At 48.6% G+C, this 17577-nt stretch carries 12 protein-coding genes; 9 read left to right on the top strand and 3 right to left on the bottom strand.

All coding sequences use genetic code 11. From position 1 onward, the window contains the following. Window positions 1-49 precede the first annotated feature (49 nt). The 8 genes from BLS69_RS32555 (at window position 50) to BLS69_RS13765 (ending at window position 13257) form a co-directional block, all read left to right on the top strand. Complete coding sequence (locus tag BLS69_RS32555) at window positions 50-5515, top strand: beta strand repeat-containing protein (protein WP_256332294.1); 5466 nt, start codon at window positions 50-52, stop codon at window positions 5513-5515. A gap of 110 nt (window positions 5516-5625) precedes the next feature. Then, entirely contained in the window at window positions 5626-5865 is a 240-nt protein-coding gene (locus BLS69_RS13795; protein ID WP_091032349.1) for a DUF896 domain-containing protein, read from the top strand. 320 nt (window positions 5866-6185) lie between these two features. Next, entirely contained in the window at window positions 6186-7616 is a 1431-nt protein-coding gene (locus tag BLS69_RS13790) for an NAD(P)-binding domain-containing protein (protein ID WP_091032347.1), read from the top strand. A 134-nt stretch (window positions 7617-7750) separates the two neighbouring features. Next, complete coding sequence (locus BLS69_RS13785) at window positions 7751-8236, top strand: hypothetical protein (protein ID WP_091032345.1); 486 nt, start codon at window positions 7751-7753, stop codon at window positions 8234-8236. A gap of 314 nt (window positions 8237-8550) precedes the next feature. Next, entirely contained in the window at window positions 8551-9297 is a 747-nt protein-coding gene (locus BLS69_RS13780) for a DeoR/GlpR family DNA-binding transcription regulator (protein WP_017689448.1), read from the top strand. 2 nt (window positions 9298-9299) lie between these two features. Next, entirely contained in the window at window positions 9300-10211 is a 912-nt protein-coding gene (gene pfkB, locus BLS69_RS13775) for a 1-phosphofructokinase (protein WP_091032342.1), read from the top strand. A gap of 90 nt (window positions 10212-10301) precedes the next feature. Next, window positions 10302-12269 carry a PTS fructose transporter subunit IIABC gene (locus tag BLS69_RS13770; protein WP_091032340.1) on the top strand — a complete coding sequence of 656 codons (1968 nt, stop codon included), beginning with the start codon at window positions 10302-10304 and terminating at the stop codon, window positions 12267-12269. 199 nt (window positions 12270-12468) lie between these two features. Further along, window positions 12469-13257 (top strand): class I SAM-dependent methyltransferase, encoded by a 789-nt coding sequence (locus BLS69_RS13765; protein ID WP_091032339.1) that lies wholly within the window; start codon window positions 12469-12471, stop codon window positions 13255-13257. A gap of 138 nt (window positions 13258-13395) precedes the next feature. Here BLS69_RS13765 and BLS69_RS13760 read toward each other — a convergent pair whose 3' ends face one another. From BLS69_RS13760 to BLS69_RS13750, 3 genes are all read right to left on the bottom strand, one after another. Beyond that, window positions 13396-14535 carry a zinc-dependent alcohol dehydrogenase gene (locus BLS69_RS13760; protein ID WP_091032336.1) on the bottom strand — a complete coding sequence of 380 codons (1140 nt, stop codon included), beginning with the start codon at window positions 14533-14535 and terminating at the stop codon, window positions 13396-13398. 79 nt (window positions 14536-14614) lie between these two features. Continuing rightward, complete coding sequence (locus tag BLS69_RS13755) at window positions 14615-15778, bottom strand: oxalate decarboxylase family bicupin (protein WP_091032333.1); 1164 nt, start codon at window positions 15776-15778, stop codon at window positions 14615-14617. A 268-nt stretch (window positions 15779-16046) separates the two neighbouring features. Further along, on the bottom strand, window positions 16047-16925 hold the full coding sequence (locus BLS69_RS13750) for an SDR family NAD(P)-dependent oxidoreductase (protein ID WP_091032331.1): 879 nt from the start codon (window positions 16923-16925) through the stop codon (window positions 16047-16049). Window positions 16926-17094: 169 nt separating this feature from the next. Between BLS69_RS13750 and BLS69_RS13745 the strand changes: the two genes are divergently transcribed. Beyond that, entirely contained in the window at window positions 17095-17532 is a 438-nt protein-coding gene (locus BLS69_RS13745) for a MerR family transcriptional regulator (RefSeq protein ID WP_091032328.1), read from the top strand. Window positions 17533-17577 lie beyond the last annotated feature (45 nt).

Below are 17577 nucleotides of genomic sequence, written 5' to 3'. Positions count from 1 at the left end.
GAAAAGTCACAGGATTCCTTTCCTTCGCGGCCCACGGGGTTATCGGGGAATGAGAGGATATACCGGAGCAACAGGTGCTACTGGGTTAACCGGAGACCCTGGGTATCCCGGCATATGCGGAGCAACCTATTTAACAGGACGGACCGGATTAACTGGAACCACGGGAAGTACCGGAATAACTGGAGTCACAGGTGTGACTGGAACTACAGGATCTACAGGTCAGACCGGTCCAACGGGTGAAGCGGGAGCAACTGGATCTACAGGAAGCACAGGAGTTACAGGTGCGACTGGGACTGGATCGACTGGAGTCACAGGAACAACCGGCGCAACTGGAAATACCGGATTTGGTGTTACAGGCATGACCGGGGCTACAGGAAATACAGGTATAACCGGCTTTACGGGCAGCACCGGAGTTACAGGTCCAACTGGAGTTGCAGGATTAGCTGGGGCTACCGGGTTCACTGGAGCAACTGGTCCAACTGGAATTGGTGTGATGGGACTAACAGGATCTACTGGTGAAACAGGATTTACTGGAGCAACGGGCTTAACAGGACCGACTGGAGTAACCGGTATTACTGGATTCACAGGGATTACGGGCGTGACTGGAGTGGCGGGAATTACCGGTTCGACTGGTGTGACGGGACCAATCGGGGCTACTGGATCAACGGGTACCATAGGAGTCACTGGCGCAACTGGAATTACAGGTGTTACAGGGACAACCGGCCCATCTGGATCTACTGGATCAACAGGCATAACCGGTACTACAGGAGCTATGGGTCCGGCTGGTGTAACGGGACCGACAGGGACTACAGGCGAAACTGGGATTACAGGTACGACCGGCTCAACCGGTGAGACTGGTTTGACTGGATCTACTGGAGAAACAGGTATCACCGGAGTTACAGGCGCTACAGGATTTACTGGGGCGATAGGAGCAACGGGAAGTACTGGTCCAACTGGAAATACTGGCATAACCGGCACGACAGGGATAACAGGTGCGATCGGCGCAACTGGTGCCACTGGGGGGATTGGGTCTTCGGGAGTTACTGGAATTACGGGTGTAACCGGATCTACTGGAAGTACTGGTGAGACGGGGCTAACAGGGGTCACAGGTACGACTGGTCTAACGGGACCCACCGGGTTCACTGGTGAAACAGGACCAACAGGTACAACCGGATTGACTGGCGTTACTGGAATTGCGGGCACAACAGGAACGACTGGAGTGACCGGTGCAACAGGTATTACTGGATTTACAGGTAGCACAGGTGCGATCGGAGCAACTGGTGCCACTGGCACAACCGGAGTCACAGGTACGACTGGTGTGACAGGACTCACTGGGGATATAGGAGTAACGGGAAATACCGGTGCCACTGGAGAGACGGGTCTAACAGGGATCACCGGCACGACAGGTGAGACAGGACCGACCGGCGCTACTGGAGAAATAGGAATTACAGGTACGACAGGTACAACCGGAGTTACAGGTGCTACAGGATCTACTGGGGCAATAGGGGCAACGGGAAGTACAGGTACAACCGGCGTTACTGGCATAACCGGCAATACTGGTGTAACAGGAGCCACAGGAATTACTGGTGCAACTGGAATTACTGGAGATACCGGTCCAACAGGGGTCACAGGACCGACAGGTGTGACGGGATCAACTGGCGCAACTGGAGAAACGGGGATTTCAGGTGCAACCGGGGTTAGTGGCACAACAGGAATTACCGGAGCTACCGGAATTACGGGTGCTACAGGAAACACCGGGACGACAGGTGTAACTGGAGAAACAGGGTTCACAGGATTAACGGGAGTTACCGGTCCAACAGGAACGACAGGGTTAACAGGGGTAACCGGAATCACCGGTGAGACCGGAGCCACAGGGATTACAGGTACAACTGGACTAACTGGCTTTACTGGAACCACGGGTATCACAGGCGTGACCGGAGCTACCGGACTGACTGGTGTCACTGGGGAAACGGGTCTAACAGGATTCACAGGCACGACAGGAGCGACGGGACCGACTGGGGTGACTGGAGCAACTGGAGCAACCGGAATTACAGGTATCTCGGGAGTGACTGGCGTAACCGGAACGACGGGAATTACGGGAGCGACCGGGGCCACTGGTGTCACTGGAGAGACGGGTCTAACAGGAGGTACAGGTGCAACTGGTATTACAGGTCCTACGGGTACGACGGGAACAACTGGTGTTACAGGTGCAACCGGAGTTAGTGGCACAACAGGAATTGCTGGTGTAACTGGCGCGACAGGACTCACCGGGGCTACTGGTTCAACTGGTAATACGGGAGCTACTGGCATAACCGGGGTCACTGGCGAAACAGGGCCAACCGGTTCGACTGGCTTAACTGGCGTTACGGGTACAATTGGTGTGACCGGAGCAACAGGCCTCACTGGAGAGACCGGAGCTACAGGTCTGACGGGAAATACAGGAGCAACCGGAGTTAGTGGCTCAACAGGAATTACTGGAGCTGCCGGAAGTACGGGTGCTACAGGAAACACCGGAACGACGGGGATTACGGGTACCACCGGAGCTACTGGCGTCACTGGAGAGACGGGTCTAACAGGAGGTACAGGTGCAACTGGTATTACAGGTCCTACGGGTGCGACTGGAGAAACAGGAAGTACCGGTGCCACAGGAGTAACCGGCGCAACCGGAACAATTGGTATAACCGGTCCGACAGGCACTACTGGACTAACAGGGATTACTGGTGAAACAGGACCAACAGGTACGATTGGGGCAACGGGTATCACGGGAGTTAGTGGTGTAACAGGAACCACAGGAATTACTGGTGCAACCGGAACTACTGGAGCTACAGGTCCAACAGGAGTGACAGGTACGACTGGAGCAACGGGAAGTACGGGTACTACGGGAGCTACTGGTGTAGCTGGCATAACTGGCATCACAGGGGAAACAGGTCTAACAGGAATCACTGGTCCAACTGGTGTTACGGGATTAACTGGAGCCACGGGCATTACAGGAGAGACTGGTGTAACAGGCGTTACCGGCACGACAGGTACAACAGGACCAACCGGAGCCACTGGTGCGACTGGCATAACCGGAGTCACAGGTACGACTGGAGTTACAGGAGCAACGGGGAGTACGGGTTCCACAGGAATAACTGGCGTAACCGGGCCGACTGGTGCTACTGGAATTACTGGTCAAACTGGTGTGACAGGATCAACCGGAGTTACTGGCGTTACGGGAGTAACTGGACTTACTGGCTTCACTGGTGAGACGGGTGTAACCGGGATCACAGGTGCGACTGGACCGACTGGTGCTACTGGGATCACTGGGGTAACCGGAGTTACAGGTATCACTGGATCGACCGGAGTAACAGGAAGTACGGGTCCCACCGGAGTTACCGGCATCACGGGAACGACAGGTAGTACAGGACCGACTGGTGCTACTGGAATTACTGGGGTAACTGGATTTACAGGTGTTACAGGGGAAACCGGTCCAACGGGTATTACTGGTGAAACAGGAATAACCGGCACGACCGGCGTAACTGGCATTACGGGTGTGACTGGAGCTACTGGAATTACAGGCGCCACCGGCACAACTGGCCAAACTGGTGAGACGGGTCTAACAGGGGTCACAGGTACGACTGGTGTGACGGGACCCACCGGGGCTACTGGAGCAACAGGAACCACGGGCATTACAGGAGAGACTGGTGTAACAGGCGCAACCGGTACGACAGGTGTATCGGGACCCACCGGAGCCACTGGCATAACCGGCATAACCGGAACTACGGGTATCACAGGTGTGACTGGAACAACCGGAGCTACTGGCGTAACGGGCACAACTGGCATCACAGGGGAAACAGGTCTGACAGGAATCACTGGTCCAACTGGAGTTACCGGATTAACTGGAGCAACAGGAAACACGGGCATTACAGGAGAAACGGGTGTAACAGGCGTTACAGGTACGACAGGTGTAACGGGACCAACCGGTACGACTGGTGTGTCAGGTCTGACTGGGGTAACAGGAGCATCGGGGAGTACGGGTATCACAGGAATCACTGGCGCCACCGGGACGACCGGTATTACGGGATTTACGGGCAGTACCGGTGCGACGGGAGCAACTGGTGGCACTGGGGAGACGGGACCCACTGGTTCCACAGGACCAACAGGCACGACTGGTTTAACTGGAGTTACGGGTACAACCGGTGCGACCGGAGCCACTGGGGAAACAGGTATAACAGGGGGTGCAGGAACGACTGGGGCAACCGGATCTACGGGAGTTACTGGAGTAACCGGCACGACAGGTACAACCGGAGTCACAGGTACGACTGGTGCTACAGGGGCCACCGGTCCAACGGGTATTACTGGTGAAACAGGACCAACCGGCACGACCGGCGTAACTGGCATTACGGGTGTGACTGGAGCTACTGGAATTACAGGTGCCACCGGCACAACTGGCCAAACTGGTGAGACGGGTCTAACAGGGGTTACAGGTACGACTGGTGTGACGGGACCCACCGGGGCTACTGGAACTACGGGAACTACGGGACTTACTGGCGTAACCGGCACAACTGGCCAAACTGGTGAGACGGGTTTAACAGGCGTAACCGGCACGACAGGTGTAACGGGACCGACCGGCGCGACCGGAGCAGCTGGGGCTACAGGGCTCACAGGTGTATCAGGAGCCACAGGCACAACAGGAATTACGGGTATCACGGGTGTAACAGGAGCCACCGGAAGTACTGGTTCAGCAGGAGTTACAGGTATAACTGGCGCGACCGGAGCAACTGGAGAAACAGGAATAACGGGAGCTACTGGTTCTACAGGTGCAACTGGGGTCACTGGGGTTGCCGGAGCTACTGGAACTACTGGGGTTACAGGCATCACAGGTCCAACCGGCCCGACTGGACCAACTGGTGCTAACGGACTTACAGGAGCTACCGGCATAACTGGTGTAACTAGTGCAACCGGAGCTACGGGAGCTACGGGAGCAACAGGAATTACAGGAACAACAGGTGCCACGGGATTGACAGGAGCCACTGGACCAACCGGCCCCAATTTTGCAACACAAGGGTTCTCGGCCTTCCTGGCTACACTTTCGACAGCAACGAGCGCACAGTTAACCAACTGGACGACAACGAGTCCTTATTACGGTAATGCCAACTTCAATGCAACAACAGGAAATTATACGGTCCCGGTGACAGGGAGATATTCCATTGTGGCCACGATCAATTATGCAACGACCGCAGCGATCGCCCTATCACTGGGTGCTGGAGTTAACCCAGCCTTTCTAGTCCAGAGGACATCACCGACAGTTACAACGCTAGTTAGTGGTTTATTGCCCGTACTCAATATTGCAGTTACACTACTAACACTGCGGGCAGTGCTGGGAAGCGGTGCAGTTACTTTGGCGGTAGAAGTGGCATTGAATGCGGGAGATGTGATTGGACTGTTCTATGCTGCAAACGGGCTGACGATTACGTTGAATCTGGGCAGTGGTGCTACAAATGGCATTGTGTGGTCTGTGCATGAGATCACCTAAAAACTTCTTAACGGATTGCGCCTATGGACAAATTCGTAAAGTTGTAATAAGTTAGTTTGAAGATATTCGAAATATCTTCGGAAATTGGACTAACAAGTGAGGTGGATTACATGATTCCTATTTTGGGACGCATCAATGAATTAAGTCGAAAACAACGCAGCAGCGTGGGCTTGACAAAAGCAGAAAAAAGCGAGCAGCAGGAGCTTAGAAAACAATATTTGCAGGCTATTCGAGGTCAGGTACTGACAACCATGCTGGCAGTATCCGTTATGGACCCACTGGGGCATGATGTGACCCCTGAGAAATTAACCAATGAAAAATTGCAGCGCCGTGAACAAGCCGGCCAATAGCATTCCTTTAATAAGACAGACCAAGGTTACATCTTGGTCTGTCTTTTTTTTCTGCAAATCATTCGTTCAGCACGAACTGCATCAAAAATCTAGTTCGGATTTCGTGCGAATTAACAAGCATGTTAGATATTTTTAGTGTTGATGACAATAAAGCTACCGCGAACTTCAAATGATCTCTGATAACTCATATAATAACGCTAATATATTTCAGAAAAACAAACAAAAAGCACAATAACTCTCAATATAACTGACAAAAAACTCACATTAAATAATTAATGAAAGACTAGTTCATATATGTATCTCGAAAGGGTTGATGAATCATGAGTCTGGAGGCTTTGAATGAACGTGTGAAGAAAGATCTAGCTTATTTGTCATTTGGTGGCGCGAATTGGGTGCGTCCAAGAGAACATGCGGATGGTCATGTCTATGATGTTGTCATTGTGGGCGGAGGCCAGAGTGGATTAGGGGCGGCATTTGGACTTCTTCGTGAACGGATCTCCAATATTGTAGTCATTGACGAGAATACATCGGGGCTTGAGGGACCTTGGGAGACATATGCGCGTATGGTTACTTTGCGTACACCCAAGCATCTGACTTCCATCGATCTGGGGATCCCCTCGTTAACCTTTCGCTCATGGTGGGAAGCACAGGTTGGGCCCGAAGGTTGGGAAGAGGTAGACAAGATCCCGCGTGGAGACTGGATGAATTATTTGCGCTGGTATCGGGAAGTATTGAAGCTGCCTGTGCTTAATGAGGTGAAATTGACACTGGTTGAGCCAATAGAGGACGGAATACATCGACTTCATGTGAACAATGCAGGAACTCAGATGGATGTTATACTTGCTCGCAAAGTAGTGTTTGCTACGGGAATACAAGGGGGCGGAGAGTGGCATGTACCTTCCATGATTGCGGATAGATTACCTCGGGATCGGTATGCCCATACATCGGAAGCGATTGATTTTGATCGGTTAAAAGGTAAAAGGGTTGCTGTACTTGGCGGCGGCGCTTCTGCATTCGATAATGCGAGCTATGCGCTTGCCACTGGTGTGGCAGAAGCTCATGTATTTGTGCGGCGGGAACAACTGCCTAGTGTTAATCCCATTCGTCAGATGGAACAATCCGGTATGATTGAGCGATACCATGCTCTTCCGGTTGCTGATAAATATGAAGTGATCTCTCATTTCTTCAAATTCAATCAACCGCCAACCAACGATACGTTTAATCGTGCGGCAGCTTGGCCAGGATTCGAACTACATTTGAACTCGCCTTGGCTGAGTGTAGAAGCGACGGACCAAGGCGCGATTGTGCGCACGGCAAAGGGAGCATTTACGTTTGATTTTCTAATTATTAGCACAGGTCTTCTCAGTGATCCGGCACTCCGTCCTGAGCTGAGGCTTGTGGAGCCATACATCGCGCGCTGGGAGGACTGTTATGAGGCTCCGCCAGAGCATCGCAATGCATTGCTGGACGCACATCCTTACCTGAGTTCCGGGTTTGCAATGACAAGCAGGAGTGAACAGGGTGAGAAGCAGTTGCATGGACTGTTTGTATTCAATTACTCTGCACTTGCCAGCTGTGGTCTGTCGGCATCGGCAATATCGGGAACCAAGAGCGCGGTGCCGAAACTAGTCTCTGCCATAGCGGATCAGTTGTTCCTCGATGATCGGGAGGTTATTTTGCAACAATTCTATGCATATGAAGAACAGGAATTTACGGCTACGTGGGTGAAAAGTGGTGCCCTCGCTGAGTAATCGCACTCTATAATATTGTGAACGTGTGGCATCTGTTGCTGCACGTTTTTTTGTTTTTCATATGATGAAGGTTACACTTGCCTTTAATTTGTTGTAAAATGTCGGTTGGAACATGTTAAAGGCAGGGATAATAGATGAATGAAATGAACTATGAACAATTTAGAGCCCATTTGAAGAAAGCGTCACGTAAACGAAATGTACCTTTGATTAAGATCGTTGCATTTCAAGAGAAATACATGAAGATTGAAGAAGTTCAATTTTACGATGTGGAACAAAATCATATGAGTGTTCAGGCCTGCAATACGTTGTGGATGCATCTGGAGAATAAATCTTTCCGTAATATGGTGTCCCAACATTTGCAGTTTTATAGAGACATGGAGAACCTGGGTCGGCATTCTTTTGAGAATCTGATCAAAGAACTATATGATACGTCTGTTCCTGTGCTGCTCGATTACAACCCCGCTCATTATTACACCTCGGGGCAGCTCGCTGAAATTTTGGCCATGGATGAGGAGAGGCTGATTGAACAATTGGAGATGGGCCGCTTCAAGGGGGCTTTTATTAATGAAGATGGAAAATGGCTTAAACCCAAACCGGATGCAATGTTTGTAGATTCATAAACGTCATAAAGTTCCCATGATAAGCAAAATCCTGCAACGCCGCGCATCAAGCGCTGGAGGCTGCAGGATTTTTAATGGAGACACGAAGGGCAAGGAATTGCAACTTTAAGAACATGAAGTAAGTCAGGTTACCACCATTCGATAAAATAGGGACTAAAATATCAGATGTGCGTTCAGGCGTCAGAGAAAGGGACAATTGGACAAGGAAATAAGTCGAAAGATGCGTGTTTTTGAATGTTTTTAAATTATTTTGAATGAAAGTGGTTGTTTTTTGAGTGGATTATGATACTATAGAAGCAGTTGGAGGAATGAAGATGCTGACTGAAGAACGATATGCTGCAATTATAGAGCGCTTACATTTACAGGGAATTGTGAAGTTACAAGAGCTTGTTGATGTGTTGGGTGCTTCTGAATCAACGATTAGGCGTGATTTGATTGATTTGGAGAGTCGTCAGATGCTCAAACGCATCCACGGCGGTGCCGCACTGGTGAATGAAAAAACGCTGGAACCGGGCATGGAAGAAAAAACGTTCAAAAACATTCAACAAAAAACGACGATTGCCCGTTTGGCTGCACAGGAGATCGAAAATGGCGAATGCATCTATTTGGATGCAGGAACGACAACGTTAGCCATGATTCCTTTTATTGAAGCTAAGGACGTAACGGTTGTTACCAACGGACTTTCACATGTTGAAGCTTTGGTAAGCAAACGTATTCGCAGTTATTTGCTTGGAGGTATGATGAAAATTCATACAAAAGCAGTCATTGGCAGTATCGCATTACAGAACATGGATAATTTCCGTTTTGATAAATGTTTTCTTGGAAGCAACGGAGTTGATCCCGAAATGGGGTATACAACACCGGATCCAGAGGAAGCCTTGATTAAAAGGCGTGCACATCAATTGTCGGGAAAATCTTATGTGCTGGCTGATTCCAGCAAAATAGGGGAAATTACTTTTGCCAAATTGTTTGATTTGGAGGAGGCCGATTTGATTACCGAGCAGATGCCAGAACACTGGCGGCCTGGAATCGCCCAGAAAACTAAAATAATTGAGGGATAACGATGATATATACGATAACACTTAACCCGTCCATTGATTACATCGTGGAAATTGATGAGCTGAAGCTTGGCGGATTGAATCGAATGAATCGGGATTTGAAGCTCCCTGGCGGCAAAGGCATTAATGTCTCTCGCATACTGAATCAACTTGGAGCAGATAACACGGCCATCGGTTTCCTTGGTGGATTTACTGGACGTTTCATTAATGACAAGTTGCAAGAAGATAACATTCGGACAGACTTTGTCACGATTGCAGACGATACTCGCATTAACATCAAGCTGAAGCATGGAGAAGAGACAGAGATTAATGGTCTTGGACCTGCAATAAGTGCAGAAGAGGCAGAGCAGTTGCTTCACAAATTGTCTTCGTTGGAAAAAGGAGATATTGTCATTCTCTCCGGAAGTGTACCGCCTTCACTTGGAACGGATTTTTATGATCGTCTCATTAAAGTCTGCAAGCAAACGGGTGCCGAATTTGTGATTGATACAACTGGCCCTGCGTTAATGGAAGCTCTTGAACATGCACCATTGCTGGTGAAGCCAAATCATCATGAACTGGCTGAACTGTTCGGTGTAACGATTGATACTCGTGAGGAACTGGTGTTATACGGGCGTAAGTTGCTGGAAGCCGGTGCCAAACATGTGTTGATCTCCATGGCAGGTGAGGGTGCATTATTCATTACCAAAGCGGAAGTTCATCATGCGAATGTGCCAAAAGGCATTGTGAAAAACTCGGTTGGTGCCGGTGACTCCATGATTGGCGGATTCGTAGGTACCTATGTACAGAGCGGAGATTTGCTGGAAGCTTTCCGCACAGGGGTTGCATCTGGAAGCGCGACTGCGTTCTCGGATGATCTGGCAACACGTGAATTGATTGATGAATTGCGCAATCAAGTAACCATTACGACAATCTAGTCTAAATGCCATATAAAAGGTTTTCATTGTAATTGTAATGTAGTGAGGCCTGCATATGCAGGCCGACTGAACTTAAGGGAGTGTACCAAGATGAGAATAACAGACTTGATGATCCAGGAAACGATGATCATGGACCTGCAAGCCACAACCAAAGATGAGGCTATTGATGAACTAATTGCAAGCCTGAACCGAAGCGGACGAATTAATGATCCGGTCCTGTTCAAGGAAATGATCTATAAAAGAGAAGCTGAGTCCAGCACGGGGATTGGTGGCGGAATTGCAATGCCACATGCCAAAACAACAGCGGTGAACGAACCAACAGTTGTATTTGCCAAAAGTAGAAAAGGGCTTGATTTTGAAGCGTTGGATGATCAGCCAGCTCATGTGTTCTTCATGATTGCAGCTCCAGAAGGCGCAGGTAATACCCATCTGCGTACGCTTGCAGCTCTTTCCAGGTTGTTGATTGATAGCGATTTCATCTCACAATTGATGAGTACAGATACACCTGCCGAAGTTAGTGCATTGTTTGATGCCAAACAGGCAGAAGCAGCGGAGAAGGAAGCAGCCAAAGAAAAAGCAAAAGCTGAAAAAGCAGCAAATGTCGCATCCACTTCTACTACTGGTCAGCAACAGAATACCTCTGGTGTGATTGTAGGTAATGCAAATTCGGAAGATTTTGTTGTTGCGGTTACAGCCTGTCCAACTGGTATAGCGCATACGTTTATGGCTGAAGATGCACTTAAAAAGAAAGCTCAGGAAATGGGCATCAATATTCGCGTAGAGACAAACGGCTCTGAAGGAGCGCAGAATGTTCTGACTGCTGATGAGATCGCTCGGGCTAAAGGGGTTATCGTTGCCGCAGACAAAAATGTGGAGATGGCACGTTTCGATGGCAAACCGGTATTGCAAAGACCGGTGAGTGATGGAATCCGTAAATCCGAAGAGCTGATTCGCAAGGCCGTTAACGGTGATGCACCGATCTATCGCAGCCAAGGCGGAAATGCCAAAGAAGAGGGCGCAAGCGGTGGCAAAATCAGTGTAGGTAGCAAAATCTATAAAGATCTGATGAATGGTATCTCGCATATGCTGCCATTCGTTGTAGGTGGCGGTATCCTGCTAGCAATCTCCTTCTTGTTCGAACAGCTTGCTAGCCCTGAGAATCCGATTGTGCAACTGCTTCAAACGATCGGTGGCGGAACAGGTGCATTCCACTTCCTGATTCCGGTACTTGCCGGATTTATCGCGATGAGCATTGGTGATCGCCCGGCCCTGATGCCTGGTATGGTCGGTGGATTGATGGCGGTTAACTCAAACGCCGGTTTCCTTGGTGGTTTGGCTGCCGGTTTCCTGGCGGGTTATGTAGTTATTGGTCTCCGTAAGTTGTTCAAAGGATTGCCAAAAGCGATTGATGGCTTGAAACCAATCTTGCTGTATCCGGTATTTGGTTTGCTGATCGTGGGTGCCATCAGTTTCTATGTCTTTGATCCAATCTTTGGTTCCCTGAACACATGGCTTGTAGATGCACTTGGTAACTTGGGTACAGGTAATGCGGTATTGTTGGGCTTGTTGCTTGGCGGTATGATGTCCATCGATATGGGTGGACCGTTCAACAAAGCGGCTTATACGTTCGCTATCGGCGTATTCACATCCAGTGGTAACACAGACGGTGCATGGATGGCAGCGGTTATGGCAGGCGGTATGGTGCCTCCTCTGGCGATTGCACTTGCAACAACGTTCTTCAAATCCAAATTCACGGAGCAAGAACGTAAATCCGGCCTGACTAACTATGTACTTGGATTCTCTTTCATTACAGAAGGTGCAATTCCATTTGCTGCGGCTGATCCATTGCGTGTATTAACTTCTTGTATTCTGGGTTCCGCTGTTGCTGGCGGATTGACACAACTGTGGAGCATTAATGTACCAGCTCCGCACGGCGGGATCTTTGTTGCAGCACTGGCGAACCACGCACTATTGTTCCTGCTCGCTGTTGCGATTGGTTCTGTGATCTCCGGTCTGATTCTGGGACTGTGGAAGAAGTCACCAACGCTTGTGAAGTAACAAATATAAGAAACATCTCCTGGGTGAAACTCACTTGGGGGATGTTTTTTATTTCAGCTTTTTCGTCAGGTAGTGGAAAGTTGCCTCCGGATTTGTGTAAAATGCTTATTTAGATTTTACATTCATGTGTGGTAAACTAAATATAATTATATTTTGAAACTATGTTTCGTCTAATGAAACTTATGCAGGAGGAATTGGAATGTCTGATGTAATTAAAAGTCAGGTGCAGAAGCAGTTTGCGAAAAATGCAGGAAAGTACGTGACGAGTGCGGGGCATGCCAAAGGTGAGGATCTCGCGTTGCTCGTGGCTTCATCTCAAGCCACTCCGGATATGAACGTGCTGGATATCGCCACAGGGGGAGGGCATGTTGCTAATGCTTTGGCTCCACTTGTTCAGCGGGTGACAGCCCTCGATCTAACGGAGGAAATGCTTCAGGCAGCTGAAGCATTTATCCAGGGGAATGGACACGGTAATGTAGATTTTGTAGCCGGAGATGCAGAGAAGCTGCCGTTTGATGATGATATCTTTGACCTTGTAACCTGCCGAATCGCTGCTCACCATTTTCCGGACGTTTCTTCGTTTGTTCATGAGGCATTACGAGTTATGAAGCCCGGTGGAAGGTTGTTATTCATTGACAACGTGGCACCTGAACGTGATGAGAATGACCAGTTTTACAATGAAGTGGAGAAGTGCCGAGATGCAAGCCATGTTCGAGCATGGCGCAAGACGGAATGGATTCATATGCTGGAGTATGCGGGCTTCCGAATGGAAACGATGGTTTCCTTCCAGAAGCGCTTTAAGTTTGAAGAGTGGTGTAACCGTGCAGCACTGCCGGAACGGGAGAGAAGGGAACTTGAAGCGAGCATGTTGAGCGCACCATCCATCATCAGAAAATTTTTTAATTTTGAAGTGACAACGAACGGGAAGCTCGACAGCTTCCAAGGAGAAAGTGTGTATATCCAAGCGATTAAACCAACTCATGTCTGATTAGGTAAAACAAATGATTTAGCTGAGCAGTTTATGAAAGGGTTAATGGATGAATGTCGATAAAATAAAACAAGCAGAGTACCTTGAACAGGTAGATCTGCTTGTTTTATTTTGCATATTTATAATCAAAGCAACGGTTCAGGGTTTTAGTATAACTTTGGTGCACTCGTCTTCATGATCGTTGAAAATGCGATACGCATCGCTTGCATTCTCCAGTGAAATTCGATGGGAGATGATCTCCGTTGGATCAAATTCACCAGCAGTGATTTTGCGGAACAATTCAGGCATGTAATGTATAACAGGAGCTTGTCCCATTTTAAGATTGATATTGCGTTCAAACAGGTTGCCTAACGGAAACATGTTGTAGGAAGAGCCGTATACACCCGTAAGTTGGAGTGTACCGAATTTGCGGATTGCTTTCATGCCGATTTCGATCGCACTCAGTGAACCGCCATGAAGTTTTAGCTTCTGTCCGATCTCCTCCAGCGTGGTTTTTTTACCATCCATACCTACACAGTCGATAACAACGTCGGTTCCGCCTTGTGTAATCTCACGAATGTGCTCACCCATATCATCGTAATCTTCGAAATTAAAGATCTCTGCGTCATTCAAACGTTTGGCTTTCTCCAGTCGATAGGGCAGGCGATCCACAGCAATAACTCGTTTGGCACCTTTCATCCAGGCGAACTTCTGCGTCATCAGTCCAATGGGTCCACTACCGAGTACAGTGACCGTATCTCCCGGTTTAACCCCGGCATTCTCGACGCTCCAGTAAGCCGTTGGAAGAACATCGGACAGGAACAATAAGGCTTCATCTTCCAGTTCACAGGATTCCGGAATCACAAACGGAGTGAAGTTCCCGAAGGGAACACGCAATAATTCTGCCTGACCTCCGGGGTGATTTCCGTAGCGTTCGGTGAACCCAAAATAACCACCTGTATGAATATCCGGATTGCCATTGGAATTATCGCACTGGCTCTCCATGTCATGATTGCAATAGAAGCATTCACCACAAGCGATGTTAAAAGGCAGGACCACACGGTCCCCCTTCTTCACACGTGTCACTTCCGGACCTACTTCTTCCACAATGCCCATCGGTTCATGACCGATAACATAATCTTTGGCAGCAGGCAGAGCTCCCTGATAAATATGCAAATCGGATCCACATATAGCTGTGGAAGTAATACGAACGATAATGTCATCCTTCTGTTGCAGTTGGGGATCTTCAACCTCTTTGACTTGAATGTCCTTTATTCCCTGAAACGTAACGGCTCTCATCTTTCATATTCCTCCTTATATAGTGGGATTCTCTGACAATTACCCCATTTCAGCATAAATGATAGATATACATATTAAATTAAACGACAGGCCATTTTACTTTACGCAAGGCATCGAGTAACTCGGGCGGCGCATTCAGATTGTCACGGACCAGATCCCGCGGGGTTAACGCCATCCACTGATTCAGCGATACATCCTCGAATCGATCACTTCGGAATATCTCCAAAAACCATAAAGTGTCTGTGCCGGTATTCTGTATATAGTGTCCCATAGCGACAGGAACATATCCGACATCTCCAGCCCGATAATCAAAGGTACGAGCAATGCCATTGCCTCCAAACACTGTCATTCTTCCTTGTCCTGTCAGATAATATTGCCATTCATCCGCATTGGGATGCCAGTGCAGCTCACGCATGGCGCCAGGTCGAATCTCAACGAGGGCGGCTGCAACGGTAGTTGAGATGGGGAAGTTGGTGGAATCGACAATCCGTACACTTCCGCCAGGTGTAATAAGCGGTTCTTGGGCCAGCAATCGGTGTTTGAATGTGAGAGGAACGGTACCGTATGGGGATTGAACTTCCTGGCTCTCGATGGAACCCGGGACAGTATCTTGGAAAATGTACACCTGTTCCTTCGGCATCGACTGAAAAGCGGATTCGGGTACGCCGAAATTGACAGACAATACCTCTGGTGGTGTGTGTGCAAACCAATCGGATATGGATAACGTATTCAGATCGGAGAAGGACCCGTCATCAAACACAAGCAGAAATTCACAACCGTCCTCCAGTCCTTGAATGGAATGGGGAAGACCTTTGGGGAAAAACCAGAGATCGCCAGGCCCGACATCGGCAATAAAATTACGTCCATTCTGATCTACAGAGGTGATTCTTGCCGTTCCCCAGATCATATAGGCCCATTCGGATTGCTGATGCCAATGCAACTCCCGTACACCTCCGGGTGTCAGGCTCATGTTCACACCAGCCAGTGTAGTGGCAATAGGGAGATCCCGTACGGTGATCTCACGTGACCAACCCCCATGGTTCAATTGCATATGGGTATCGGAAAAAGACATTCTCAGATTGGGCAATAACCCATTATCGGTTGCTGGAGGTACCAGCATATCGGGGTTCTGTCTATCTCTCATAACATCTCTGGGTCCCAAATCAGGTCCACCGGCGCCATCACTGCGAATGGGTTGCGGGATAAGCATTGGTTTCTCGTTTGGTTGTTGTCCTTTGGTCATTAAGTAATCCCTCCAGATTCAGTAACATGTCACACGCGACATTGTATCGTTATGTTTACACCTATGAATCAGGGCCTGGATAATATGAGGGACAAACGAAAAATAAAGACGTGACCGCATGCGGTCACGTCTTTATACGGATGTGAGAAAGTCGAAAAATCCATGAATCCGGTTATCGAATCAAATGAAGGCAGAATTCCAGATCGAATTGAAGATGATCTTCAATGAGGAAAGGCACTAATAATATAGTGCCCAACATCCATCATGGTTAAGATGGGTTGGTTGTGGGCTTTCCAGACTTCGTTGTACGAAAACGCTGCTCATAAATCTCGTTTACCCGGTGGAGAACAGCAGGGCCTTGCTCTGTAAAACGAAGTGCTGTCGCTTTATTTTTCACCAGAAATGTACCGGATTCATGTCTGGTGGGTGATAAAGCCGCACTGTAGAGTAATGAAGCGCCATGACTTGGATGGGGAAAGAACCATTTCATAATGGGTTTGATATAGAAGGGCAGGCCGGATGTTTTGTTGCCCCTTAGCGTATTATTTCCACCGGGATCTACGCTTAGCAGTTGTATGCCATTCGCTTTGGCAGACTTGGCAACCTCACGTGTCCACAGAGATAGAGCGAGCTTCGAGACAGCATAGGGACCAAACAGCTTTTTGAATTCAGCTGGACGTTCCAGGATGTTTAGATCAAATTGTTTGACCATACTGAACGCGGTGGTGGAAGTATTGACGACTGTTTTCATCTGTCCTTTGAGCAATAGCTCCACTAATTCCATGTAGATGATGTAAGGGACTACCGTCTGAAGTTCAAAGTGCAGTTCATGCCCCTGATCAGAGAAACGAAGCTCCGAAGCGCTGCCACCCGCATTGTTAAACAAGACATCGATCGAATCGGTATCGGATTTAATCTGATCCAGTGCAGTTCTCAGACTGTCGTAGTTGGTCAGATTAGCCTGAACCCAACGAAGCTCTCCTGAACGTAAGGCGTTCTGAATATCGGTATCCTCGGCTGGGAAAGCAGAACGGTTGAGGCCGATTACCTGCCATCCTTCAGCCAGTAACTTGCGTGTCAGTTCAAGACCAATTCCTGACGTTGAACCTGTGATGAGAGCGGTGCGAACCTGATTTTGTATATTCATATATACCTCCAGATAGAATGGGATTACAGAACGAATCTGTATGCTGCGCTCATTCTATAACTTGGAGTCGACTCCAAGTCAAGAGGTGTTGGGATTGAATGGATCATGCTTGACTTGGAGTCAGCTCCAAGTTGTAATATGGAGAGAAATGAATGTGGAGGAGGCCCATATGATGAGCGAGAAAGAAGTATTCTCCATTAAAGAAACGTCAGAACAGGCCGGATTATCGGAAGATACAATTCGTTATTATGAGAAGATTGGGTTGCTTCCCCGAGCGGAACGCAAAGCCAATCGCCATCGGGTATATCGCTCGGAGGATATCCATACGATGAAGTTGATCACTTGCCTGAAAAAAACAGGAATGTCTCTGGAGGAAATGAAGCCTTATTTACAAATGTCCATGGATTCCGATCTCGCAGATTTCCCGGATGAACGGGAGATGCTGGTGAATCACCGAAAGAAAGTTGAAGCACAGATTGCTTCGCTACAGCAAGTCGTTGATTTTATCGATGAGAAGTTGGAGAAACGAAGTATGTATCCTGATGAATGTCCTATTACCAGGGAGAACCAGTTGTCTGTTTTTGAAAAACAGAACATATTCTCTTGATGGCGCTGCTGCCTATTTAAAACTGAAAACCCACGTCATGATGAC

The sequence above is a fragment of the Paenibacillus sp. CF095 genome, assembly GCF_900101225.1.
In the GTDB taxonomy this organism is placed as follows: domain Bacteria; phylum Bacillota; class Bacilli; order Paenibacillales; family Paenibacillaceae; genus Paenibacillus.
This window is presented reverse-complemented; position numbering and strand designations above follow the sequence as displayed.

Bases quoted from the DNA above. Each gene is read 5' to 3' on its own strand.
- BLS69_RS13750 (WP_091032331.1), bottom strand. From the start codon at position 16,925: ATGAATATACAAAATCAGGTTCGCACCGCTCTCATCACAGGTTCAACG.
- BLS69_RS13795 (WP_091032349.1), top strand. From the start codon at position 5,626: ATGATTCCTATTTTGGGACGCATCAATGAATTAAGTCGAAAACAACGC.
- BLS69_RS13790 (WP_091032347.1), top strand. From the start codon at position 6,186: ATGAGTCTGGAGGCTTTGAATGAACGTGTGAAGAAAGATCTAGCTTAT.
- BLS69_RS13785 (WP_091032345.1), top strand. From the start codon at position 7,751: ATGAATGAAATGAACTATGAACAATTTAGAGCCCATTTGAAGAAAGCG.
- BLS69_RS13745 (WP_091032328.1), top strand. From the start codon at position 17,095: ATGATGAGCGAGAAAGAAGTATTCTCCATTAAAGAAACGTCAGAACAG.
- pfkB (WP_091032342.1), top strand. From the start codon at position 9,300: ATGATATATACGATAACACTTAACCCGTCCATTGATTACATCGTGGAA.
- BLS69_RS13780 (WP_017689448.1), top strand. From the start codon at position 8,551: ATGCTGACTGAAGAACGATATGCTGCAATTATAGAGCGCTTACATTTA.
- BLS69_RS13765 (WP_091032339.1), top strand. From the start codon at position 12,469: ATGTCTGATGTAATTAAAAGTCAGGTGCAGAAGCAGTTTGCGAAAAAT.
- BLS69_RS13770 (WP_091032340.1), top strand. From the start codon at position 10,302: ATGAGAATAACAGACTTGATGATCCAGGAAACGATGATCATGGACCTG.
- BLS69_RS13760 (WP_091032336.1), bottom strand. From the start codon at position 14,535: ATGAGAGCCGTTACGTTTCAGGGAATAAAGGACATTCAAGTCAAAGAG.
- BLS69_RS32555 (WP_256332294.1), top strand. From the start codon at position 50: ATGAGAGGATATACCGGAGCAACAGGTGCTACTGGGTTAACCGGAGAC.
- BLS69_RS13755 (WP_091032333.1), bottom strand. From the start codon at position 15,778: ATGACCAAAGGACAACAACCAAACGAGAAACCAATGCTTATCCCGCAA.